Source organism: Dongshaea marina (assembly GCF_003072645.1).
Taxonomy (GTDB): Bacteria; Pseudomonadota; Gammaproteobacteria; order Enterobacterales; family Aeromonadaceae; genus Dongshaea; species Dongshaea marina.
This window is the reverse complement of the sequence record NZ_CP028897.1, coordinates 4128452-4153609: the sequence shown is the minus strand read 5'-3', so window position 1 is coordinate 4153609 and position 25158 is coordinate 4128452. Positions and strand designations below refer to the sequence as shown.

At 51.0% G+C, this 25158-nt stretch carries 14 protein-coding genes; 2 read left to right on the top strand and 12 right to left on the bottom strand.

The window, feature by feature from the left end:
• Nucleotides 1-17: 17 nt before the first annotated feature.
• From istB to DB847_RS19365, 7 genes are all read right to left on the bottom strand, one after another.
• The gene (gene istB / locus DB847_RS19395) at nucleotides 18-773 is read right to left on the bottom strand and encodes an IS21-like element helper ATPase IstB (RefSeq protein WP_108649424.1); all 756 of its coding nucleotides are present in this window, start codon (nucleotides 771-773) and stop codon (nucleotides 18-20) included.
• Between the two features lie 9 nt (nucleotides 774-782).
• Nucleotides 783-2330: an IS21 family transposase gene (istA, locus tag DB847_RS19390; protein ID WP_108649425.1), complete on the bottom strand. Its 1548-nt coding sequence runs from the start codon at nucleotides 2328-2330 to the stop codon at nucleotides 783-785.
• Between the two features lie 182 nt (nucleotides 2331-2512).
• Nucleotides 2513-3634, bottom strand: coding sequence for a hypothetical protein (locus DB847_RS19385; protein WP_108652176.1), 1122 nt, complete (start codon nucleotides 3632-3634; stop codon nucleotides 2513-2515).
• A gap of 8 nt (nucleotides 3635-3642) precedes the next feature.
• Complete coding sequence (locus tag DB847_RS19380) at nucleotides 3643-4104, bottom strand: pilus assembly PilX family protein (RefSeq protein WP_108652175.1); 462 nt, start codon at nucleotides 4102-4104, stop codon at nucleotides 3643-3645.
• Complete coding sequence (locus DB847_RS19375) at nucleotides 4104-5108, bottom strand: PilW family protein (RefSeq protein ID WP_159084759.1); 1005 nt, start codon at nucleotides 5106-5108, stop codon at nucleotides 4104-4106. The genes DB847_RS19380 and DB847_RS19375 overlap by 1 nt, the downstream gene beginning before the upstream one ends.
• Nucleotides 5105-5650 carry a type IV pilus modification protein PilV gene (pilV, locus tag DB847_RS19370; RefSeq protein WP_108653030.1) on the bottom strand — a complete coding sequence of 182 codons (546 nt, stop codon included), beginning with the start codon at nucleotides 5648-5650 and terminating at the stop codon, nucleotides 5105-5107. Before pilV ends, DB847_RS19375 begins: the two co-directional genes overlap by 4 nt.
• A gap of 3 nt (nucleotides 5651-5653) precedes the next feature.
• Nucleotides 5654-6061, bottom strand: a complete 408-nt coding sequence (locus DB847_RS19365; protein WP_108652173.1) for a type IV pilin protein — start codon at nucleotides 6059-6061, stop codon at nucleotides 5654-5656.
• A 322-nt stretch (nucleotides 6062-6383) separates the two neighbouring features.
• Between DB847_RS19365 and DB847_RS19360 the strand changes: the two genes are divergently transcribed.
• Nucleotides 6384-14639 carry a retention module-containing protein gene (locus DB847_RS19360; protein WP_108652172.1) on the top strand — a complete coding sequence of 2752 codons (8256 nt, stop codon included), beginning with the start codon at nucleotides 6384-6386 and terminating at the stop codon, nucleotides 14637-14639.
• Between the two features lie 319 nt (nucleotides 14640-14958).
• Here DB847_RS19360 and DB847_RS19355 read toward each other — a convergent pair whose 3' ends face one another.
• The 5 genes from DB847_RS19355 to pilB form a co-directional block, all read right to left on the bottom strand.
• Nucleotides 14959-15294, bottom strand: a complete 336-nt coding sequence (locus DB847_RS19355) for a hypothetical protein (protein WP_159084758.1) — start codon at nucleotides 15292-15294, stop codon at nucleotides 14959-14961.
• 87 nt (nucleotides 15295-15381) lie between these two features.
• Nucleotides 15382-18357: a DUF6701 domain-containing protein gene (locus DB847_RS19350; protein ID WP_108652170.1), complete on the bottom strand. Its 2976-nt coding sequence runs from the start codon at nucleotides 18355-18357 to the stop codon at nucleotides 15382-15384.
• A gap of 130 nt (nucleotides 18358-18487) precedes the next feature.
• A complete protein-coding gene (locus DB847_RS19345) occupies nucleotides 18488-19021 on the bottom strand; it encodes a DUF4124 domain-containing protein (RefSeq protein WP_108652169.1) in 534 nt (177 codons plus the stop codon).
• Nucleotides 19022-19530: 509 nt separating this feature from the next.
• Nucleotides 19531-20598: a DNA polymerase IV gene (dinB, locus tag DB847_RS19340; RefSeq protein WP_108652168.1), complete on the bottom strand. Its 1068-nt coding sequence runs from the start codon at nucleotides 20596-20598 to the stop codon at nucleotides 19531-19533.
• 1839 nt (nucleotides 20599-22437) lie between these two features.
• Nucleotides 22438-24138 carry a type IV-A pilus assembly ATPase PilB gene (gene pilB / locus DB847_RS19335; protein ID WP_108652167.1) on the bottom strand — a complete coding sequence of 567 codons (1701 nt, stop codon included), beginning with the start codon at nucleotides 24136-24138 and terminating at the stop codon, nucleotides 22438-22440.
• Between the two features lie 269 nt (nucleotides 24139-24407).
• On the opposite strand from pilB, the gene DB847_RS26450 reads away from it, so the two are divergent.
• Nucleotides 24408-25145 (top strand): aminotransferase class I/II-fold pyridoxal phosphate-dependent enzyme, encoded by a 738-nt coding sequence (locus DB847_RS26450; protein ID WP_325049098.1) that lies wholly within the window; start codon nucleotides 24408-24410, stop codon nucleotides 25143-25145.
• Nucleotides 25146-25158 lie beyond the last annotated feature (13 nt).

Genomic DNA, 25158 nt, shown 5'->3' with positions numbered 1-25158 from the left:
ACAGACTGGGTTATTTTTTACCCTGAGTGATCGGCATCCGTCAACTCTGCGGTGATTTTTCTCATCGATTCTCCGCATAATTCTACACGGATCGCTCCATGAACCAGACGATCCAGGATCGCATCCGCATGGGTTGATTCACCGATCATTGTGTGCCAGTGCTCCAGCGGAAGCTGGCTGCCGATCAGTGTGGCTCCGTGACCATGGCGAGCATCGATTAACTCCAGTAGATCGCTACGCTGAAGCGCATTCAGCGACTCCAGTCCCCAGTCATCGAGGATCAGAAGCGGCGTGTTTCTCAACTGAACCATCAGCTTTCGATAGCTGCCATCAGCCTGAGCCAGCTGCAGTTGCTCCAGCAGCTCTTTAAACCGGAAGTAGCGAACCCCGAGTCCCTGCAGACAGAAGTGATGGCCCAGGGCGCAGGCCAGATAGGTTTTCCCGCACCCGGTCGCCCCGGTCAGGATCAGAGTCTGCCCCAGGCTAAGCCAGTATCCCTCTGCCAGTGAGCGGATCTGGGCTCTATGCAAGCCGCGATCACTTCGATAATCCAGTTGCTCCAGATTTGCCTGCAGCCGGAATCGGGCCTGCTTGATAAGGCGCTCGATCCGCCGCTGAGACCGATCCGTCAGCTCCTGCTCCAGCAGCAGGCTGAGTCGCTCTTCGAACCCGAGTTCCTGGTAGTGCCCGGGTTGCTGATGTTGCCTTTCCAGGGCATCCCGGATACCACTTAGTTTCAGCTCCCGAAGTTGCTGTTTGAGTTGTTCTGTCATCTTTGATCCTTAGTGATAGTAGCCTGAGCCACGGATATTGAGGTGAGTGAGCTCCGCCAGACGATCCGGCTGAGTTTCGGGCAGTGGCTGGCCATCCAGCCCCTTTTCCAGGATGGAGCGGATCCCTTTCTGATAGTAAACGCCCGTTCGGTCTGCTCGCTGGCAGGCCGCTTCTAAGCGGGGGCGTCCATATCGCTTTTCCAGGTTGAGGATCCCAAGGCTGGCCCGATATCCAAGCTCCGGGTGGGACTTTCGGTAGAGCAGCTGTTTGATCACCGCAAGCGTGGAGGGGCCTATCTCCTGAGCCCAGTTCAGAAAGCGTCCCGGGGTCCATTGCATCTGCTTTTGGTGTGCGACCGGCATATGATCGGGGTGGGTGGTTTGCCCTCCCTGCTGATAGCTGCGTGGATGTGTCGCGACACAGCGACCACCATGATAGATCCGTACCAGGTTGTCGCAGATATGCGCTTCAAGCTTGCGTTTGAGCAGGGTATAGGGAACCGAGTAGTAGTGCTTGTCGAGCTCGATGTGATAGTCGATATGAACCCGAACCGCCTTCACCCGGGTGAACTGATAGGGGTTTTGAGGCAGCGATTTGAGCACCGGTTTGTCTAGCAATTCAAACTGTGATTTACGGCTTCCCGGCAGCTTCTTGAACGGGCGATTGTTCAACTCGGTGAGCAGAGCCCCGATCCGCTGGTTTAGCTGAGCCAGACTGAAGAAGGTCTCATGGCGCAGTTTTGCCAGGATCCAGCGCTCAACGATCTGCACGCCCACCTCAGCCTTGGCTTTATCTTTGGGCTTGTAAGGACGGGCAGGAAGCACTGCAACACCATAGTGTGCAGCCAGCTGCTGATAGGTAGGATTGAGATCTGGCTCGTAGCGACACGCTCTACTGACTCCGCTTTTGAGATTATCCGGAACGATCATCTCTGGTACTCCCCCCAGAAATTCGAAGGCCCGTTTATGGCTCATCACCCAGTCTTCCAGCCCCTGACTCAAGGTTGCATCGGCGTAGGTGTAGCTGGATGCACCCATCACAGCGACAAAGATCTGAGCCCGACGCTCCTCCCCAGTCCTCGGATCCACGATGGGCACGGTTGGACCGCAGTAATCAACAAACAGTTTTTCACCGGCTTTATGGCTCTGACGCATTGAGGGAGACTGGCATTTACGCCACTCACGATAACGCATGCAGTAATGGTTATAGCTGTAGTGGTTCTTGGGATGTCGCTCAGCATACTCCTCCCACAGGAGTTGTAGCGTCATCCCTTTGCGTCTGAGCTCCTGATGGGCCACGGCCCAATCCGGCAGAGGAGGTGTCTGACGAACCGTGATCCGGGTCTCAAGGAACTCACGGCGCAGCCGCTCTTCATCCCACTCAGCAGGCAGAGGCCATTGGCATAGCCCCATCTGTTGGGCCCTTTTGCAGTAATTGGACACAGTCGACGGAGACACAGACAGGCTGCTTGCGATCTGGCGGTGACTCAGGCCGCCTTGGTACTTGAGTCTGAGGATCTCTTTGAGTTTTCGCATGGTGATATGCACCGTTGGCATGGCTGGCTCTCCGCTCGAGGTCAAACAGAGAGCATAGCCGGTTAAAAAAACACCTGCGAAACGGGAGTTGAAATGAATAACATTTCGGTCGGGACTGCATAATATTCATGCCGATCACCCAATAATATAAAACTCAAAAGTGATCGCCATCGATATTATTGAGCGATCGCGATCGATATTATTCAGTGATCGCTATCGATCTTATTGGGTGATCGCGATGGACCAAAAAACGCAGATGTGTAGGTACCACCGACTGGCTTATTACCACTCATACTTTCGCCTGTCATTGCATCTCTGTCTGCCGGAGGCTGGTTACCTGTGTACCAATTGCTGTAGTTTGAGTCATCGTCACCAAACCATACCGGACGGCCTGCATAGTAGCGGTAAACCTCATAAAGTGTTTCGCACAGAGGAGTATTGGTTCTGGGATCAAGGGCATCCACTGTATTGAGCAAAGTGGTTTGACCTGTCTGGTCGTTGGTTGTAATACGACGCACGATTCGTCCGCCATCTCGATCCCCCTCATAGGGGTAATCCAGGTTGAAGATGGTTAACCCAAAATCCACGCCTGGTGCAGATGCCACGACCCGGCTTACTGCATCCTTTGCAACCTGCATTCTTGTGCTGGTTTCTGTGCTTGGTGCGTGGTACCAGCGCAGATAATTGAGTGTATAAAGGGTGACGCTTGCCCCGGTAGAGAAAACACCAGGCATTTCGCTACCTAAAGTGGCTGAGTAAGGCTGGTTAGCAAGGCCATTTTTTGGATAGCCATCAATAACCGGAACGGATTTATTATAGAACGCTTGGGAGTTGTTCGGATTGAGGTTATTCATATCATCCAGGCAGTCAACTACCCTGATATTGCGCCCATAACGTAGTCGGTTCCAATTACGGCTGTTCCATAGGTATCGCTTCACTTGTCCCGTATATAACCCTTGGTTTTCAAGAACCTGCCGGCCTGTATCACAGCCTTGATAGGTTGACAGGAAACGTTGCCCGGTAGCGTTAGGGTAAGGTACCGGATCGGTGCCCAGACTGTAATAGATATAGTTGGTGTTGTAACTGGAGTTATCATTATTATTGAGAGCGCTATAGGTTGTACTCGGATCGTATGCAGCTTTCGCAAGCTCAACGGATGAGCTCATACTGCCCGAGTTATCAAAGATGATCATGACCTTGGGCTGATAGTTACTTCCCGCAGCCAAATCCTTAACAAACAGCTCGGTGTCGTCAGCATAAACCCCTTGTGATGCCAAGGAGATACCGATGGCAAAAGGGACAATGCGAGAGAGTAGGTTGCTCATACGTCACCTCATGAACTGGTTAAGACGGGTTGTTCAACCCCAACGGTCAGACCAACCTGTCCGATACGGGACCCATCACTGGTTCGAGCTTTCCCATACCCCTGAGAAACGGCGGCATCAACATAACGACAGGCTGGTATGGTATTGGTACTGGAGGCATCAACTCTGCGTTTACATGTGATTTCAGCCCGGTAGGTAAAGGTAACTATCCCACCCATTGCAGGGTTTTTGGTCATTGTTGCAGCACTGGTCATGGAAGCTAAGTCGCCAGGTAGATTCGTATCATCAAGCGTCTCCTCCATGGCTCCTTCAAGTATATGGCTACTTTGGACAAATCCGGCAGATGCACCGGCCATTTTCAGATCAAGCCCGGAGGTGCTCATCACGACTACTGCGAGCAGTGTGAGAGGAATAATAATTAATACAGCAACAAATAGGGCAGCACCCTTCTCTTTACGTTGGAAACTCATCAGGCGCCTCCGGCAATAGCAATATTTCGCAGCATGATCGATGAATCAAGAAGGAGTCTTCTGAATCCGTCTCCATTGCCGCTAACCGAGATGTCCCCTAATAGATAAGTATTGTTGTTGGTGTAATTTTGTGCAACTTCACGAGCTCTGACTAAAATGAAAACCCGCAAGCCAATGATACGGTTTTCATTCCAGTAGCTATCAAGCGGACTGGCAAGGTACTCATCAACAATACCGTCAGGAATAGGTGTCGTATCGACGGCAAATAACAGCCGTATCCGTTCTATTCCTTCAACTATGGGACCTGCGGCTGCACCGCCAGCATTCACCATGGTGTTTGTCAGGTGGACTCTCCGAAGGCCTGGAATATCATTGGTCGTACTGACGTAATAGACATGATGTTGATATTCCCAAACCTGTCTGGCTGGCATCTCTACATCTGTTGGGCGGGTGACAGTTCCCGGAAATATATGTGCATTTGAAGAGTTTGCAGCAAAATAGAAACGATCTGCTCGTAGAGCTTCAGCATCATCAACGGGGCTACCGATCACTCTTTTAAGGGAGATAACATCGGATGTTCCGGCTAAAGTACCGATGTTAGCGCAGGTTAGTGCACCACTGAGACTCCCTCCGGCAGTGGTTTGTCGAACCCAGACCGGGCGAAAAGCAGCTCCACCTGCTTGAGGGAAGGTGCCCTCACCTCGTTCATCAAGACAGTCTTGAGCTATAGCAACTCCGGCATCTAAAGTAACCCCTGAGCCGACCTCAATAGGACTTCCGGTATAGGCCCCCCAAAAACCCGCCATCCGCAGATCTTCTAAAATGAGACGCATTGCTGTGCGACCACTGTCCTGAAGCTCTCCGATTTCAAAAGTTTGGGTTGTGGTTCTTTGAGACGCTGCAAAGAAGGTTAAAATACCACCAGTGAGGAAAATCCCGATGACCACTGCGACCATCAGTTCAATAATCGAGAATCCCTTGTTGCAGCGCTTATTGTGTTTCATAGGAGGGTCGTCATAGTAATTTGACGCCGTTGGCTGCTTGCTGTGCCGCATCCTTGGGCAAAGGCTGTGGCTGCAGCGTCACTGGTCTGTTGGCGACCAAGCCAGCTGACGACAACGGTGAGGGTTTGGTTTTGGAGATCGACACAGCCAACAGGACTAAGTAGCCCTGAGGCTCCGGAGACGCTGCTACCTAAGATGGATTCCTGCCAGCTAAAGAGATCAAACTGAACTCTTAAGGCATCAGTCGCACAAGTAGATAGCCCGGTTGTTTGACCACAATTGGGCCTGGCGATTGCCGTTTGTCCCGTTCCAACAGCAGATGATGTTGGTTGAGCGGCCTCCCAGGACGATCGGTTAATCAAAACCCGCTCTACCAGATCATTGGCTGTGTAAAGGGCAAGAGTTCTTTGCTGGGCTTCAAAAGATGAAAATTTGGATATCCCCTGCATCGCGGCTAAGCCCAGCAGGGCAATACTGATCACTACGGCGGTAATCATCACCTCGATCAAGCTTATCCCCTGCTGCTTAGAAAATCTTCGCATAATTTAATCCCAACAGTCGGCACTGGTACCGGAGCGGGTACCATCTTGGGTAAGTGTTAAGGTTAAGCAGGCAGCATCATTAGTGGCCTGGCTGCCTTGGGCTGTTGCAGTTAGAGTAAAGTCTGCAGCTGTGTTCACTGAGGCTGTACTCAGGGTATATAGACCGGTAGCGGTTGCTGCAGATAATGAGAGTTGCGCCATTGTGGTTGCATATTGATTGTTATCAAGAAAGAAGTTTTCCTGGAGGTTAGCTGCTGTTAGTAGTGCGGTTTTAGCTTCACTGCGATTACTCTCTGTGGTGAAGCTGATATAGCTCGGGTAGGCAACCGCCACCAAAATAGCAACGATCGCAACAGTGATCATGAGCTCCAGCAGGGTTATGCCCAGAGAATACTTAGTGACCGCCCTCATCGTCCCTCCTGACATGATTGAATCAGACAAAACCTGCCTTCTATAAGGATAGAATTTACCCCTCAAGCGTCAAATTTGAGCTCCAGATCTATGCATAAACTTTTAAGCAAATAGTGAACCATGAATATTGATTATTCATTTTTTTAGAGAAAAAGTGATTTGAAATAATCTTTGTATCGAAAATTTATAAGTCTGGTATCTCGGTTTCATCATCCTTAGAACGTTTTGAAATTAGTTGTCGTATGGATCTTGTTTTGGCTGGAGGTTTTGGGGAGACACACTAGGATTTAGGTACTAGAGACAGCCAACTAGGTGAATCGTCATGGCCACTACAAACGAAACCACGACCTATGTCATTACTCAGATAAACGGTGATGCATATTATATTAACGCTCAGGGCGAACAGGTTCCCTTGACCGAAGGTATGAAGCTGAGTGGTGGAACCCTGGTTGTGACTGAGCAGGAAGCTTCGTTGCAGATTACCGGAGAAAACTATTCTCAAACTCTGGAACAAAGCAGTGTATTTTCTCTACCTATGACTTTTGAAGAGGGGCTGAGTGCGGAAGCGCTGAGTGCAGAGGATGTTGATCTTGCTGCATTACAGCAGGCTATTTTAGATGGTACCGACCCAACCGAAGCATTTGAAGCGGCGGCTGCGGGTGAAGGGGGACCAGCAGGAAGTGAGAATGCCGGAGGAGTTACCATTGAAAGATCTGGTGGAGAAACTTTAGCTGAGGCTGGGTTTGATACAGATGGACCAGGTGCAGGTCCGGATCAAGCACCTGATGACACAACTGCGCCTTTTATCCCGTCCTTTGTCCCAACATTTACTCTCACCGGAAGTACAGTTGATGAAGGTGAATTTAGTTTAATGACTATCTCCTTAGATGCTGCAACGGATGAGCCTCTTACCTTCATTATGGAAATTGGTGCCGCCGGTGACTCAGCCCAGGATGCTCTGGATTACCTTTCAACCCAGCTTGAATTTTTTGATACAACTTCCGGTACCTGGCAGCCTTTGTCTGGCGTTGTCTCCCTTGATCTGACTTCTGATCCTGTAACCCTACCCGCTGGCCAAACAGACCTTCAATTGCGGCTACCAACGCTCAGTGATGAACTGATCGAGGATCTGGAAGAGTTTACGATAACTGCAAATATAGATACCGGTGCAACGGTAAATACAACAGCTACAGCGCTTAGCTTTATTAATGATCTGACCGTAGGCCCTGAAGTATCACTGCTCGGGCCTGAATTTGTTGGTGAGTCTGACGGTGAGGCTGTGTATACCGTTCAACTGGATAAACCAATTAATCTGGATGTGGAAGTTGAATTAACTTATCTGGCGGGTTCAGCTACGGGTGGAGGGGTGGATTACCTGGAAGGTGCCACTCTGGTCTTAGTTCCAGCCGGAGTTACCAGTGTTGAGCTTCCTGTTTCCATTATTGATGATGCGCTTACTGAAGATGATGAAGATTTTACGGTGACTATCACTAATGTTTCCGGAGCTGAGGCTACGATAGCGGCGGATAACAGTGTAACCACAACTATCCTGGATGATGAAGGTGAGGATCTTGATGGTCCCTTTGTCACCATCTCAGGTCCTTCAGAGATCTACGAGAGTGCAACACAGCAGTTTGGTGATGAGTTTGAGGAGTTCATTGAACAGGGTGAAGGGCACTTTGCAACCTACACCATCAGCCTGTCTCAGGTTTCTGCTCAGGATGTGGTGGTTGATCTGGCTTATCTGCCCGGCACAGCAACCGGTGGCGGTATCGATTACCTGGAAGGTTTGACTCAGGTCACGATTCCGGCAGGTCAACTCAGCACCGAGGTTCAGGTGGCTATCATTGATGATGCGCTGACCGAAGAAGATGAGACCTATACCGTCCAGCTCACCGCAACTACGGGTGGAGAATCCCGCCTGGGCGCAGCTGACAGCGTTGAAACCACCATCATCGATGATGAGGGTGATGATAAAGATGGTCCATTTGTCACCATCTCCGGTCCATCAGAGATCTACGAGAGTGCAACACAGCAGTTTGGTGATGAATTTGAGGAGTTCATTGAACAGGGTGAAGGGCACTTTGCAACCTACACCATCAGCCTGTCTCAGGTTTCTGCTCAGGATGTGGTGGTTGATCTGGCTTATCTGCCTGGTACGGCAACCGGTGGCGGTATCGATTACCTGGAAGGTTTGACTCAGGTCACGATTCCGGCAGGTCAACTCAGCACCGAGGTTCAGGTGGCTATCATTGATGATGCCCTGACCGAAGAAGATGAGACCTATACCGTCCAGCTCACCGCAACTACGGGTGGAGAATCCCGCCTGGGCGCAGCTGACAGCGTTGAAACCACCATCATCGATGATGAGGGTGATGATAAAGATGGTCCATTTGTCACCATTTCAGGTCCATCAGAGATCTATGAGAGTGCCGACCTGCGTGGAGATGATTTTGAGCAGACCCGCGAATTTGAGGGGGAAGGGCACTTTGCAACTTACACCATCAGCCTGTCTCAGGTGTCAGCTCAGGATGTGGTGGTTGATCTGGCCTATCTGCCTGGTACGGCAACCGGTGGCGGTATCGATTACCTGGAAGGTTTGACTCAGGTCACGATTCCGGCAGGTCAACTCAGCACCGAGGTTCAGGTGGCTATCATTGATGATGCCCTGACCGAAGAAGATGAGACCTATACCGTCCAGCTCACCGCAACTACGGGTGGAGAATCCCGCCTGGGCGCAGCTGACAGCGTTGAAACCACCATCATCGATGATGAGGGTGATGATAAGGATGGTCCATTTGTCACCATCTCCGGTCCATCAGAGATCTACGAGAGTGCCGACCAGAGTGGGGATGATTTTGAGCAGGCCCGTGAATTGGAGGGGGAAGGGCACTTTGCAACCTATACCATCAGCCTGTCTCAGATTTCTGCTCAGGATGTGGTGGTTGATCTGGCCTATCTGCCCGGCACAGCAACCGGTGGCGGTGTGGATTACCTGGAAGGTTTGACTCAGATTACCATTCCTGCCGGTCAACTCAGCACCGAGGTTCAGGTGGCTATTATTGATGATGCTCTGACCGAGGAGGATGAGACCTATACCGTCCAGCTCACCGCAACTACAGGTGGAGAATCCCGCCTGGGAGCGGCCGATAGCGTTGAAACCACCATCATTGATGATGAGGGTGATGATAAAGATGGCCCATTTGTCACCATCTCAGGTCCTTCCGAGATCTATGAGAGTGCAGAGCAACCCGGTGATGATGTTGTAAGACTCACTGAGCAGCCTGAAGGGCATTTCGCAACTTACACCATCAGCCTGTCTCAGGTTTCAGCTCAGGATGTAGTGGTTGATCTGAGTTATCTGCCCGGCACTGCAACCGGTGGTGGTATCGATTACCTAGAAGGTTTGACTCAGGTAACGATTCCGGCAGGTCAGCTTAGCACCGAGGTGCAGGTTGCCATCATTGATGATGCCCTGACCGAGGAGGATGAAACCTATACCGTTCAACTCACCTCAACCACGGGTGGAGAGTCCCGCCTGGGAGCGGCCGATAGTGTTGAAACCACCATCATCGATGATGAGGGTGATGATAAGGATGGTCCATTTGTCACCATCTCTGGTCCTTCCGAGATCTATGAGAGTGGAGGGGGGCAGACCCAGATCGATCCCCCTGGTTTGGTTGGTGATGACTTTGTACCACAGGTGACTGAGCAGCCTGAAGGGCACTTTGCGACCTATACCATCAGCCTGTCTCAGGTTTCTGCTCAGGATGTGGTGGTTGATCTGGCCTATCTGCCTGGTACAGCAACCGGTGGCGGTGTGGATTACTTAGAAGGCGTCACTCAAGTGACCATTCCGGCAGGGCAGCTTAGCACCGAGGTGCAGGTTGCCATCATTGATGATGCCCTGACCGAGGAGGATGAAACCTATACCGTTCAACTCACCTCAACCACGGGTGGAGAGTCCCGCCTGGGAGCGGCCGATAGCGTTGAAACCACCATCATCGATGATGAGGGTGATGATAAGGATGGTCCATTTGTCACCATCTCTGGTCCTTCCGAGATCTATGAGAGCGCAGAGCAGCTTGGTGATGACTTTGTGAAATTTACAGAGCAGCCTGAAGGTCACTTTGCAACTTACACTATCAGCCTGTCTCAGGTTTCGGCTCAGGATGTAGTGGTTGATCTGAGTTATCTGCCTGGTACAGCAACCGGTGGCGGTGTGGATTACTTAGAAGGCGTCACTCAAGTGACCATTCCTGCCGGGCAACTTAGCACCGAGGTTCAGGTTGCCATCATTGATGATGCCCTGACCGAGGATGATGAAACCTATACCGTTCAACTCACCGCAACCACGGGCGGTGAATCTCGCCTGGGCGCGGCCGATAGCGTTGAAACCACTATCATTGATGATGAGGGGGATGATAAGGATGGTCCACTTGTCACCATCTCTGGTCCATCAGAGATCTACGAGAGTGCAGAGCAGCAAGGTGATGATGTTGTAAGGCTCACTGTTCAGCCTGAAGGTCACTTTGCAACTTACACCATCAGCCTATCTCAGGTGTCAGCTCAGGATGTGGTGGTTGATCTGGCCTATCTGCCTGGTACAGCAACCGGTGGCGGTGTGGATTACTTAGAAGGCGTCACTCAGGTGACCATTTCTGCCGGGCAACTTAGCACCGAGGTTCAGGTTGCCATCATTGATGATGCACTGACCGAGGAGGATGAGACCTATACCGTCCAGCTCACCGCAACTACGGGTGGAGAATCCCGCCTGGGCGCTGCTGACAGCGTTGAAACCACCATCATCGATGATGAGGGTGATGATAAGGATGGTCCACTTGTCACCATCTCCGGTCCATCAGAGATCTATGAGAGTGCTGAGCAGCAAGGTGATGATGTTGTAAGGCTCACTGTTCAGCCTGAAGGTCACTTTGCAACTTATACCATAAGCCTGTCTCAGGTTTCGGCTCAGGATGTAGTGGTTGATCTGGCCTATCTGCCTGGTACGGCAACCGGTGGTGGTGTGGATTACTTAGAAGGCGTCACTCAGGTGACCATTCCCGCAGGCCAACTCAGCACCGAGGTGCAGGTTGCAATCATCGACGATGCCCTGACCGAGGAGGATGAAACCTATACCGTTCAGCTCACCTCAACCACGGGCGGTGAATCTCGCCTGGGAGCGGCCGATAGCGTTGAAACCACCATCATCGATGATGAGGGTGATGATAAGGATGGTCCATTTGTGAATCTGCGTGGCCCGGCCGAGATTGGTGAGTCAGACGGTAATGCGATCTACACCGTGAGCCTGACGGAGGCTTCTGAGCAGGATATCACTGTAACCCTGGGTTATCTGCCTGGTACTGCGCTTGGCGCAGGTGTTGACTACTCAGAGGGGGTAGCACAGGTCACCATTGCCGCAGGTCAGCTATCCACTGAGGTTACGGTTGCCATTAATGACGATGCTCTGACTGAGGAGGATGAAACCTTCACCGTTCAGTTAACTTCGACTGAAGGCGGTGAGTCTCGCCTTGGTTTCAATACTAGCGTGGAAACCACCATTCTTGATGATGAAGGTGAAGAGAAGGATGGTCCATTTGTTAATATCAGAGGACCAGAAGAGATTGGTGAGTCTGATGGCCCGGCAATCTATACCGTCTCACTAACTGAGACATCTGAGCAGGATATTACAGTTAGCCTTGGCTATCTGCCTGGAACTGCACAGGGGGCCGGGGTCGATTATTCAGAGGGGGTTCCTCAGGTGACAATTCCAGCCGGGCAGCTTAGTGCCGAGGTGAGTGTTGCCATTATTGATGATGCTCTGTCTGAAAAAAATGAGGATTATACAGTTGAATTAACTGGTACCTTTGGTGGAGAGAGCCGGCTTGGGCAGCAAACCAGTGTTGAGACCACCATTCTTGATGATAAAGGTCGGGATAAAGATGGTCCAAGAGTGAAGCTGTTTGGTCCCGAAGAGGTTGGAGAGTCCGATGGTGAAGCTGTCTATACCGTACAGCTAACTAAGGTGTCTGAGCAGGATATAACCGTCAAGCTTAAGTACATTGAGGGTACAGCAGAAGGTTCTGGTGTGGATTACTCTGAAGGTGATCTGCAGGTCACAATTCCCGCCGGTCAGCTCAGCGCCGAAGTGAGCGTACCTATTACTGATGATGCACTGAGCGAAGATGATGAAACCTTTACCGTCAAGCTCAAGAGTACCTCGGGTGGTGAGTCTCGTCTTGGTAATCCAAAGGCGGTTGAAACTACTATTTTGGACGATGAGGGTGAAGAGAAAGATGGCCCATTCGTAACCCTGTCCGGACCTGCAGAGGTTCAAGAGCCTGGGTTTGCCCAGGAAGATGATAAGGGTGAAGATGAGCCAACATTGGCAACCTATACCATCAGTCTGTCCCAGGTTTCCGAGCAAGATATAGTAGTCAGTCTTGCATACCAGCCTGGCAGTGCTACCGGTGATGGTGTGGATTATCAGGAAGGGGTCACTCAGGTGACTATCCCTGCAGGTCAGCTCTCAGCGGAGGTAACAGTAGAGATCTTGCCTGATCAACTGATCGAAGGTGACGAGACCTACACAGTCCAGTTAACCGCAACCCAGGGAGGAGAATCACGCCTTGGAGCTCAAACCGAGGTTGAAACAACCATTATCGACCATAACCTGCCTCCTGAAGCCAATCCTGATGAGGGCCGACTGGAGTATAACGATGGCGAGATGTTCTGGAATGGATTCAAGTATAGCCATGGGTGGAAAGGCAAGCTTGGAGCACTGGATCTTGAAGAGAATGAGACAACCACACATACCAGTAACAACTCAATCAAAGATATAGCTATTACTGCTGACGGTTCTATCTATGGCATCGGTCACGGTACGCTCTATACATTGGATGAGGCGGGTGTGGTTCTGGATACTCAGAGCCTGTCATTCTCAAGCTCTAAGTGGTCAGCTCTGGGTGATGTTTCTGATGATACCTTGCTGGCGATGAAGTCTAACTCAAGTCACCTCTATCAGATAGATATTGCAACAGGAGCGATTAGTGATCTGGGTCGTATTAAGTTTAATGGCTCTGGAATCTGCCATGTGGGGGATTTGGTTGTAGCCGATTCGGTGCTCTATGTCGCAGCTTACAAGGCTATTTATAGCATTGATCTTAATGACCTCAGTGTTGTCAGTAAGTTCTATCAGGGTACTGGTTCCGGTTGGGAATACCGAGGACTTGCAATTGATGATGATGGCCACCTGTTAGCTCTGACCAGTAAAGAGCTAGTCCATGAGTTTGACTTTGAAGGAGGCTCTCCGGTTGTCCACGATGTGCATAATACTATTGAGCTAGGCCGGTACGGTAGTGTGCATGGTGCAGCCTGGAATCCGGAAGTCGGTGATACCGAGATAAATGGCAACGTTTTGGATAATGATAGTGATCCAAATGGTGATGCAATCCGTGTTGTTGCCGTGGACGGTGACTCAGGAGTCGTAGGAGGCACATTGGCCGGTGAATATGGAACTCTGCAACTCAATGCTGATGGTAGCTACACCTATGAGCTCGATACCGATCATGAGCTGGTACGAAATGGTGATCACTATCTGCATGAGCAGTTTGATTACACCATTACCGATGAGCATGGGCTGACTGCCAGCTCAACCCTGGATATCCATATCAACCAGGGGGACTACGATATTGTCTTCAAAGGACAGGATGCAGGTTATGTGAATGTTCTCGGAACCTATAATCTGGATGAGCAGGGCAATATCATCAATGTTGAGATTATCATGGAGGCATCCAAAGATTACCGTGGTCTCGAAGCTCCGGATAGAGGTGACATATTGGCTTCCTATGATGTGAGCAATAAGGTTGGTATGTTCATCCTGGCCAATGGTGCCAAGAACCATGGTGAGATCGATCCCGAGGATATTGAGTTTACCCTGGGTGAAGATGGAACCTATACAGCCACAGTCAACGGTGATGAGCAGGCAGTCTATTTCACTGACAGTTCATTCAACGTCGATGGCAAAGATCACTTCCAGTTTGAAGTGCATGAAGATGGAACTGGGTCACTGGCAATTGCAACTGAGGACCTTCCTGAGCTGGGAGATAATGACTTCAATGATATCTTCCTTGAATTCAGACCAACCAGTCAGGGTATTGAGTTAGATCCGGATGACTTCCAGGATGATACATCTGAGGTTTCAACAATTAATATCCTGAGAGGCGCTGAAGGTGAGGAGGATGAGTTTGTTATTCCATCGTTCGACCTGGAGGAGGACGAGGTCGTTATCCATCGCATTGAAGATTTTGAAGAGGAAGATGTGGTGGATCTGAGTGAGCTACTGGATAACGTTGCCGAAGAGGAAATTGGTGACTATCTTGAGCTGAGTTTCAGTGAGGATGAGGATGGGCCTGCGAGCATTATTCAGGTCTGGACCAATGGTGATGATACCGAGACACCTCAAACCGTGGTGCTGGAGGGCGTTGATCTCAGAGATGATTATCCAGGTCTAAGTGAGAGTGAGATCTTACAGCAGATGATAGATGATGAGCGACTCATTCTGGATAGTGATATCTAACCGTTAGCTGCTCGGTATAACCAAACACCCGGCCTTGGTGCCGGGTGTTTTTGGTGGGAGTTGCTAAAAAGTTTTGTAGCCTAACTCGGGGTGTATGGCAACCGATACGTTGTGAACTCATCCCTGGAACGCTACCGCACAGGTATCATCCCTGATCCCCTTTTTCAGCTCAGTATCCTACCTCTCGCTTCGCTTCGCTTCCTTGAAGCTTCACCCCAGTAGCAGCAGGCCGGTGCCGTTGATACCAGTGCATCAATGATATCAGCAATAGATCTGAAACATGACCATTCAGCTAATTATCTGTTTTCTATTGAGATAACTACTTCGCAAGAAGAAGTAAAAAAAATAAAAATAACACAAAGATAGTGCCGAGAAAGAACCATGAAGGTGAGCTAATGAGGTGTTTGCCATTAATGTACTTGTCAGTTTTCTTTATGGTTGCTTCGCCTCTGAACAACCGACCTATTTTTGAGCAGATAAACAGCAGGTAGAGCCATACCAGAGCCGAGATAAACATGGGTAACAACCCCTGATAGCTAGCTGTCGTCAGGCCTAAAGCGGCTGAGAGGCGGGGAAGGTTCTCAACTAAATTGTGTAATACCCATTCTCCCGGGGCAAAAAAAACAGATTGGATCCAATGCCAGAAGTTTTCCATCATACCTCACCACTGTCCCTGATCATTTTAGTTATAGCATCTCATCTGAGTGTTGGTTTGAAAAGCAATACTCAGTGTGGGGCTGAATTAATAGTTGTGCTTGCGATACATGATCCGATTGTCCCTGTTGTATGCTCCCCACAGGGCCTCAACCTGGGGTGGATCGATCCAGTTGCTGGTGGTACCAGACTGCTGATTCAGATATTCCAGCGAACTGCCCGTGAGGGGGAGTGTGATCTTGACTCGCCCCAGGGAACCCGGTGAGCATAACAGTAATCCGTAGTCGGTTGAGCTTGCTGCATAATCTCCGTCACAGGTATTAAGTCGGGTTACTCCCGGAGCCAAGTTATAAGAGATGGCTGTTGTTTTTGTCGGGTCACAACCATCGATATCTGCACAGTCCAGGCTCACTGAGCCTCCCGAGGCTGGCTTTGCTGCTCCGTTGAACGTCATCAGGTTATCCGCAAGAACAGTACAACTATCTAAGCTATTGATCTCAAAACTATCGCCATCCCAGTATTCAAGACGTACCATGGGTTTAAGGTCTATATCGCTCCGTTGAGCCCTGACTCCCTGAAGGTTGATCCGCCCCAACCAAAACGGTGCAGCGGTCCCACCGGGAACGGCTAGCTCGCCCAGCAGCCGGGTGGTCTCGCCACCAACTACCAGTTGGTCATCACTGCCTGGGATCTCAATCTGCTCACCATCACCGCCTGAGGCCAATAGACCTAATTTTGCCTGATTATAGGGGCCGTCTCCTAAGACTCCATCCGTGATCTTTCGGGAGATCCCCATCGAACCGCTATAGACATACTGGTCATCCTGGCCGCTTCCCCATAAGGTGTTGTCGATTATGCCGCTATTCGGCCAGGATGAGTCCGGAATGAGGCGCTCCACCTGATTACTGGTGTCTGTTTGGCCAAGTAGCAGGTAAAGCTTGAGGGTGGCTTGTTTGGTGTAACCTCGCAGATAACTATAGTTGCGCACAATAACATCGGATTTGTTCTTAGCCTTGAGAGTCAGGCTTGCATCGGTCAAGGCGTCTTCATCTCCCAAGTAACTAAAAGCGGGGCAGGCATTGATGGTGGGAATAAAGGCATCAAGGGTGAGTTTATCTGGATAGAAACGGCCGATGGTGGATGAGGCTCCGCTGACCGTACTGGTAATACCGGGAAATTCGAGCTGTGATTGGGCCTCAAGAGTCATGCCTCCGACTTCACTATAATTAACCGCTGCGGTTAATTTGCCCCGACTAAATGTAGGGACGGCACCACTAAGATTAAGGGTTCCATCGACATTTGATGGGGAAACCGCCTGAATATTGGTGAAACTGATATCTCCTACCGACATCTTGGTTGGATCTATCGTGGAGTCATAACTCTCGGTGGTGCAGTTTCCGCTGGCCGGTGCACAATTGGCTGTGACCGCTTCTATATCGACTTTAAAGTCAGTGCCGGCTGAGATGAAGGCATTTCCGGAGCTGGCTGTTCCACCAGGATTATTAGTGCTTTGCTGGTCATAGACCCGGCTGATGTATAGTGCGTGGGGTCTCCAGTAGAGGGAGCTGCTCCCAATGTATTCATAATTATTGGATGTGAGACTTCCGCTGAGGCTGATACTTCCAGCATCGGGGTAGTTGATAATGAACTCAGATTTTCCTGAGCTGAATGTCAAATTAAGTTGCTTTGCACTATTTGCTGGCTTTTGCTCCCCTGCAATGGTCAGCTGGCTGACAGGGATACTCTTGTTTTCACTGACATAATCAAACTGGGCCGAGAGTGTTTGTGAGCCCACGATTGCGGTTTCTACTGTGCATTCACCTTGTTCTAATACACTGACCTCTATGGTGACATCTGTATTTGCACTGTGGGGCGAGGTTGTCTTTGGAGTAAATTGCAATGAGGTTGCCTGGAAGTCGATTGACTTGCTGGCACCGCTCATGCCGCTCGCTGTCGCTGAAATGTTTACTGTGCCTTTTTTGTCATAGGTAAAGGCAAGGGGGGCCGCTCCTGAGTCACCTGCGACAAAGCGATAGGTTGCATTGGGTTCATTTGGCGTTAGTACACCCTGGGCTCCCTGTGTGCTCCAGGTCACAGTACCGCTTGGAGTTTCATTGACTGTGAGGCTAACGGTTCCCGTATAGTCAATATCCAGATCACCCTGGGCATCGTAGGCTCTAATTGTAATGGGGTGGCTCCCAAGGCAATTTCCAGTCGATGGGCTGTCAAGAATCAGGCTGGGCTCTGAGGATGTTTCATCAATAAGCACCCCGTTTTGGGTAATACTGAGGCGATTCGTATGCACAGCCCCGGAGAGGGTGGAGTTTTGGATTAAAGCTGCACCTTCAACATAGACCAGTGCATTAGCTAATGTATTGACCAGGTAAAATGGCTCACTACCGGTATTTTGTGAGTTGTAGATGACGAAGGTGAGAGCTGAGCTGGGGTTGTCGGTGTTGATTGTCGCGTTTCTGGCAACCAGGGTAACCTTTATATTAAGTTGGCTTAGGGCTGAAACTCGCAGTCTGGCGTCATCCATATCAAGGTCTTCAATCCAGTAGCCTTGTCCTGAAAAGGTGGCCTGGGCATTATTTCGTAATCTTAGTGTTCGGATTTTGGTATTGTTTGCGATTCGGATACTGCAATTACTTCGAGTGATGTAGATCTGATCATAATTCCCCTGACCAATCCCAAAGAGGCTATACCAGGCACAGCTTAGCCAGCTATCGATATTGATATCATTTGTTGCTGTATTTGTCGGGAAGTCAGCCTGATCAAGCTCAAGGCCCTGCTCATAATCCCCGGTGGCTTCACAAGCTCTTTCTTCACAGGTTGTTGAACCCAGAGGAGTGGGTTCGGTTGAGTCATATTTAAACTGGTAAAAATTGGAGCGTATCTGCCCGGAAGGCTCCATATTCAATACACCGCTCGCGCTATGGCTTTGCGCAACCTTAGGAAATGTTGGGTTTTCTCCCGTAGGAGGTGGAGGAGGATTCGTGCCTGCGATGGCATGAGCTGAGCCCAGGATCCCCAAAGTCAGCAATAAAGCTCGAAATTGATTCATGAACCTCATCGTTGGTGCTGGCTCATTTGAAGTTAAGAGTTATATCGATTGAGTATAGGCTATAACAGTGAAACAGGTGCTGGATGAGAGGGAAAGTCCAGGGGAGTCTATGCCGTAAATAACTTTATTTTCAATTGGTTGGCTTTTTATCGGCGTTTTGAGTTGCTCCACGGACCATAAACACTGTGGTTGCTTTTGACTCAGCGAGAGTCTCTCCTTTATCCGAGATGAACTTTAATAAGATCGTATGTTTACCATGGCTCAGATCTTGTACTTGCAGTCCAGCCTGAGACTCCAGCTCTTTGATCATCCGCCCATCCACCCAAAGCTGCATGCGGTATGGCTTAGGCGGTGTAGGAGTGATTTCAGCCAACACAACCATATTCCCCTGGTAGCTACGAATGGTCGAATTATCTGAGGGTTGAGTGAGAGTGACTTCATACTCGATTTTTTCAGGTTCTTTAAAAGGTGGTGGAAGAGTAGGCGATTCGAGCTGGACCGCCGGAGGCAGTTTACGCTCGACCTGCACAGCCTCCGGAAGCGGGGCATCCGAATAATGGGTGATCCCTTTTTCATCCACCCATTGATAGATAGGTTCGGCGCTTAACCAGATCCCGATTCCGAGAACCAGGGCGGCGAGCATCGCTTTGAACATCAGCCGCATACACTATTTCTTGTTGGCTTTTTTATTAGGGTAGCAGCGCCACTGCATCGATGCTTATAGCGCAGGAAATTTAACTAGTTTCGTATAGCTTAAATACCTTGCTCATTCATCTAACTTGAGCCATGGGCGAAGTTACTTTCGGAGTAACATAGCGTGAGGTAGGGATATTGAGCTGGGAAGGGTTATCAGGGATGGTAAGCGGCGAACCGCGAAGCTCTACGGAGGGGTAAAGTTGCTCCAGGAGCAACGTAACGCGAGATAGCGTGGAATTGCTTGTAGATCAATGAAACGAGAAGCAGGATGCTGAACTGGGACGGGTGACCAAGGATGGTCACCATCGAGCTGGGGAGAATTATCAGGGGATGATAAATACGCAGCGCGTAGTAAGCTTTTGATTACTTTTGGCGATACAAAAGTAATGTGCTGTCGGGCACCCCCGACATTGTTTGTAGCACTGCTGTAAATAAAATAACTCGGATAAGTGCTATACGTATGAGCGTTTAGCTGAACTAGAGATCCAGCTCTAATTGACGCTGCTCCCCCTCATCGGCGAGGGCCACGCTGATTCCTATGAGGCGAACGCTGCGCCCCGCTGAACGCTGCCAGGCATCACGCAACAGCTGGATAAACAGCACGGCAGAGAGCCGGTTACAGCTATGAGAGGCGGTGGTCTGGCTAAAGTCATTGAATTTGAGCTTGACCGTTTGGGAGTGGATCTTGAATTGACTGGCCACCGGTTCACCGAGGCGCCTGAGAAGCTCCGGGTAGAGCTCATCACTGATGATGGCTTCAGCCTGTGAGAGTTGGTCAATATCTTCAGCCAGAGTATTTTCAACCCCCTTGCTCTTGCGGACTCTCTCTGTCACTACCTCTCGGGGATCAATGCCCTGACAGCGATTAAACAGGGATTGGCCATGACGCTCTCCCAGCAGAGATGTGAGATCACCGAGCTCAGCCTGCTGAATATCCGCTCCAAGATAGAAACCACCGCCCTGTAGCTTGGCCAATGAGGAGGGGCCGACCCCCGGGATCCGCTTCAGCGGCAGCTTTGCCAGGTAGCTGAACAGCTCTTCGGGGGGCACCACCTTCTGGCCATCGGGTTTATTATCATCGCTGGCTATCTTAGCCACCATCTTGATGGAAGAGATCCCGGCCGAGGCGGTGATCCCCAGCTCACGAATTTCGCTGCGGATCGCCTCCATGATGAGAGAAGCGCTGCCCTGAAAGTGGGGGGAGTCGGTGAGATCCAGGTAGAACTCATCGATCGAGGCCTGCTCTACCTTGTCACAGTAGCGGTGGATAATATCGGCGACCTGCCCGGAGAGCTGTTTGTAATAGCTGTAATCACCCGGGATCAGGGTGAGCTGAGGGCACAGTTGCAGGGCGCGGGCCGATGAGATGGCACTCTTGACCCCAAAACGCCGGGCCAGGTAGTTGGCGGTGGCGATTACCCCACGCTTTTGCGGCGATCCCCCAATCGCGAATGGGCGATTTTTAAGCTCAGGATGGCGCAGCTGCTCTGCTGCGGCAAAGAAGGCATCCATATCTAATAGGGCGATTTTTCGTACTGAGCTCATGGGGAGGAGGGGCTATTTCTGATGGCTTCAGTGTAGCATTTATTGAGGGGTTCCCGGCACTCCTATGCGAGTGCCACACGTATAGTTTACCTGACGTGCGGTCAGCGTTTTGTGCCTGTGGGAACATTGCTACTGCCGAGTGGCGGCGGGTCAGGCCGTTCCCAGGCATCCTGCCTTCCACGGCATTGATACATCCTGTATGGCAGAGATGCTCACCCACTCCCCCTAACAACCCCCAGGGTGCCCCCTGATTCTTGTCTTTCCTCAAAATTATGGTGAATTTGAAGCTCAGCGCAAACACGCCGTCCATGGCGTGGCTGCGCACTCGCTGCATCCATGCAGCTCAACATCAAATCACCTTATGATTCATCGGCACGAATCAAAGGGGGATCTCAAACCACCTCTTCGATTTAGATTGGGGGACCGTTACGATCATTCATGAATCTTAATGTGGAATCATTGAACCTAATCGAAGAGAGGAAGTTTAATCCCCGTGAGCGAGAGTTGAGGTGAACCGCAGAGATTTGCTGTCTCTTTTCGAGGCATGGACGCCGAGCCGCGAAGGTCGATGGTTGGACCCATCGTGCGTAGCGAGTTTTTGATTACTTTTGGCGATACAAAAGTAATGTGCCGTCGGGCACCCCCGACACCAGTGGCGATAGCCACCAATAGCTATCCGCAGGATAAAAAAGACCGCAGTTTGACCAGCGGTCAGCTATTTCTGCACTAGATGCAGATGTCCTCCGGACTGGGGTTTGTGCTTGCAGCACATTGCCACTGCCGAGTGGCGGCGGGTCAGGCCGTTCCCAGGCATCCAGCCTTCCACGGCATTGATACATCCTGTATGGCAGGGGCTGCTCACCCACTCCCCCTAACAACCCCCAGGGTGCCCCTCGATTCACATATCCCTCAAATCATAGTGTTTTGAAGCACAGTGCAGACAGTATATCTCTATACTGGCTGCGCACTCGCAGCGTCCATGCAGCTCAACATCAAATCACCTTATGATTCATCGGCACGAATCAAAGGGGAGAACTAACCCCCCGTAAGTGAGCACTGAGGCGAACCGTAGAATAATTATGTTTTTTCTTTTCGAGACAGGATGTTGAGCTGCGCAGCTCTGCGGAGGGACTCGCAGCGCGGAGCGAACTTTTGGTTACTTTTCTTGATAGAAAAGTGACTCGCCGGTCGGGCGAGACCGACAATTGCCACGAAGTGGCAAACGGCTATCCGCAGGATAAAACAGGTTCAGCTTGACCTGCGGTCAGCATTGTGTGCCTGTGGGCACAATTGTCCGGCCGCGGACTACGGGTCAGGGGGACTGCTCACCCAGTCCCCTAACAACCCCGAGGGTGCCCCTCGATTCACACCGTTCCTCAGAGCCACTGGTTTTTGAGATACGCAGAAACGAGCCATCCATGGCTCGGCCCTGCTTTCAGGATATCCATATCCTTCAATCTCAAAATCCAACGTGACTCTTCGGTGTGAATCAAAGGGGAGATTTAAACCACCGTCAGCGAGCGCTGAGCAATAATTTGGTAATTTGAGGTCGAGCGACAGGATGTCGCGAGAGAACAACCGGGATAGGGGTGAAGTTACTTTCTAAGTAACGAAACGAGAGGAAGGATGCCGAACTGGGAAGGCATATTATGGATGATATGCATCCCGTTTGTTTGATGCCTCAAATTCCCTGTTATTGTGAAGATAAAGCGAGATCCGGGGCGGTAGGGGATTGCAAAGGGGAAAGGCGTTTGCCCCTTTGTCTGCCGCCGGTCAGCACCGGCCTATGCAGCGCAGTTGAAAATCAGCAGTGCGCAGCACAATGAAGGCCTTAAGCGATCACTCGGTGACCCGGCTGACTTCGCTCAAGCTGGTGAGCCCGAGGCGGGCCTTTTCTAATCCGGAATCCCTAAGGGTTTGCATCCCTTGCTGCCTTGCCAGCCGGGCGATATCCAGTGAATTTCCCTCCTGCATGATCAGAGTTGCGATCCCATCTGTCATGGGTAATAACTCATAGATCCCGATCCGTCCCCGGTAGCCTGCGGCACACTCTTTACAGCCAATGGCGCGGTAAAGCTCGACACCATTGGCGAGCTGCTGCTCACTAAAGCCTAGCTCCCGGAGCCTATCATCATTGAGGTTCTCTTTCTGTTTACAGTGAGGGCACAAGCGGCGCACCAATCGCTGGGCCATGATTAGCCCTACCGATGAGGCGATATTGTAACCCGCGACCCCCATATTCAGCAGGCGGGTCAGGGTTTCAGCGGCAGAGTTGGTGTGCAGAGTGGAAAGCACCAGGTGACCGGTCTGAGCCGCCTTGATGGCGATCTCTGCGGTTTCCAGATCGCGGATCTCCCCCACCATCACCACATCGGGATCCTGGCGCAGAAAAGCGCGCAGTGCACTGGCAAAAGTCAGCCCGGTTTTAGGATTGATCTGCACCTGGTTGATCCCGGGGAGGTTGATTTCAACCGGATCTTCGGCCGTTGAGATATTACGCACCGAGTCGTTGAGAGTATTTAACCCGGCATACAAAGAAAGGGTCTTACCACTACCGGTTGGCCCTGTTACCAGGATCATTCCCTGGGGGGCCTGCAATGTCTGCTCAAACAGCTCTAACTGCTGGGCATCAAAACCTAATTTCTCCATATCGAGCTTGGCTGTCGATGAATCTAGGATCCGTAGCACCAGCTTCTCTCCCCACAGGGTTGGCAGGGTGCTGACCCTAAGATCGATATTCTTTCCCTTGCCCAGCTTGAGCTTGATCCGTCCATCCTGAGGCAACCTTCTTTCGGCAATATCCAGTTTTGATATCACCTTGATACGTGCGGCAAAACGGTTGGTAAACTGCACCGGAGGTGAGGCTACCTCATGCAGGATACCATCGATACGAAAGCGAACCCTGTATTGAAACTCATAGGGCTCAAAGTGCAGGTCCGAGGCTCCCTGGCGAATCGCATCCATCAGCAGCTTGTTGATATAGCGCACGATCGGCGCATCATCTTCGGCACTATCTTCCCCGCTCTCCTGATAGGCCTGCTCCTCCACAACCTCCATCAGCTCAAATCCATCCTCCAGGGGCTCCTGAACATAATTACTCCACCCCTGCTCATGGACCTTGTGCATCGCTTTTTGCAGTTGCATCTCCTCGACCAACAGCCCTTCGGTATGCAGGCCAAAATGAAACGAAAATCCTTCAAGAGCCTCCAGGTTCGTTGGGTCCGACATCGCAAGAAACAGCGTCTGCCCCTGGGTATATACGGGTAACGCATGATATTTCTCGATCAGCGCTTCGTTGAGATACTGGGAGGGGAGTTCATCCAGATTGAAGGTATCCAGGTCCGTGAGGGGCAGGCCATACTCCTGCTCACAAAAAAGGGCCAGAGCTTCGCTGCTGATGATCTGGTTTTCAATCAAAAAAGTGGTCAGAGGCTTGCGTTGGCGCTGGGATTCCGACAGGTAGTGAAGGGCATCCTCCTCAGAAAAGAGGTTGTTACGGGGTAGGCTGGCACTCAGGCCTCTGAGAGCTCGAGAGTTCATCTCGGGCCCCCGGGCTGGGTGATCGAGATTGAGTTCCCCGGCAGAGTTTTGTTGACAGACTTATCTCTGTGCTCCACAGCCATCTCCCTGTGCTATCCGCTTGTGTGATTCCTTACCCTATTGATTGTTAACTTTTTGATGGGGGTCGTCAAAGGAATCTCATTCGAGGTGGAAGATGAGCCAGTGTATATGAGTTATCGATAAAGCTGCCCACACTGTTAAGGGTTTGTTATGCTGGGCCCACCTCAACAGGATAAGCGGAGAGATCAGTGTTCGATTTTAATCAGCCGGTCGAGCGGCGCAACAGCTACTCAGTCCAGTGGGATGGCATCGCCGATGATTATGGTGAGGCCGGGCTGTTACCCTTTACCATCTCGGATATGGACTTTAAGACGGCTCCCTGTATCGAGGAGCACCTCAAGCATCACCTGACAACCCAGGTTCTTGGCTATAGTCTGTGGCATCATCCAAGCTACTATGCAACGATCCAGCACTGGTTTAAGCAGCGCTTTGACTGCAATATCGACTCCAAGATGCTGGTGTATGGTCCCAGTGTGCTCTACCAGCTGGGAGCCCTGTTGCAGCTTTGGTCCGAACCCGGCGATGAAGTCTTGCTGCACACCCCCGCCTATAACGGCTTTTATAAGGTTCTCGATGGGAACAACAGGACCATACTTCCCTGCCCGCTGTTACAGAAACAGGGGCGATTCGAGATTGACTGGCACAGCTTTGAGACTCTGGCCGCTCGCGATAGCTGCAAAATTTTACTGCTATGTAGCCCCCACAACCCCACGGGGCGGGTTTGGAGCAAGGGTGAGCTGGAGCGGATGGCGGCAATCTGCCAGCATCATGGGGTTCGGGTGATCAGTGATGAGATTCACATGGACATGAGCTTTCGCCCCCACACCCCCTGGGTCGAGGTGGCTCAGCCGGGTGATAGCTGGGCGCTGCTGAGCTCAGCTACCAAATCCTTCAATATTCCGGCGCTGGGGGCAGCTACGCCCTGATCGCCTGTGAGAA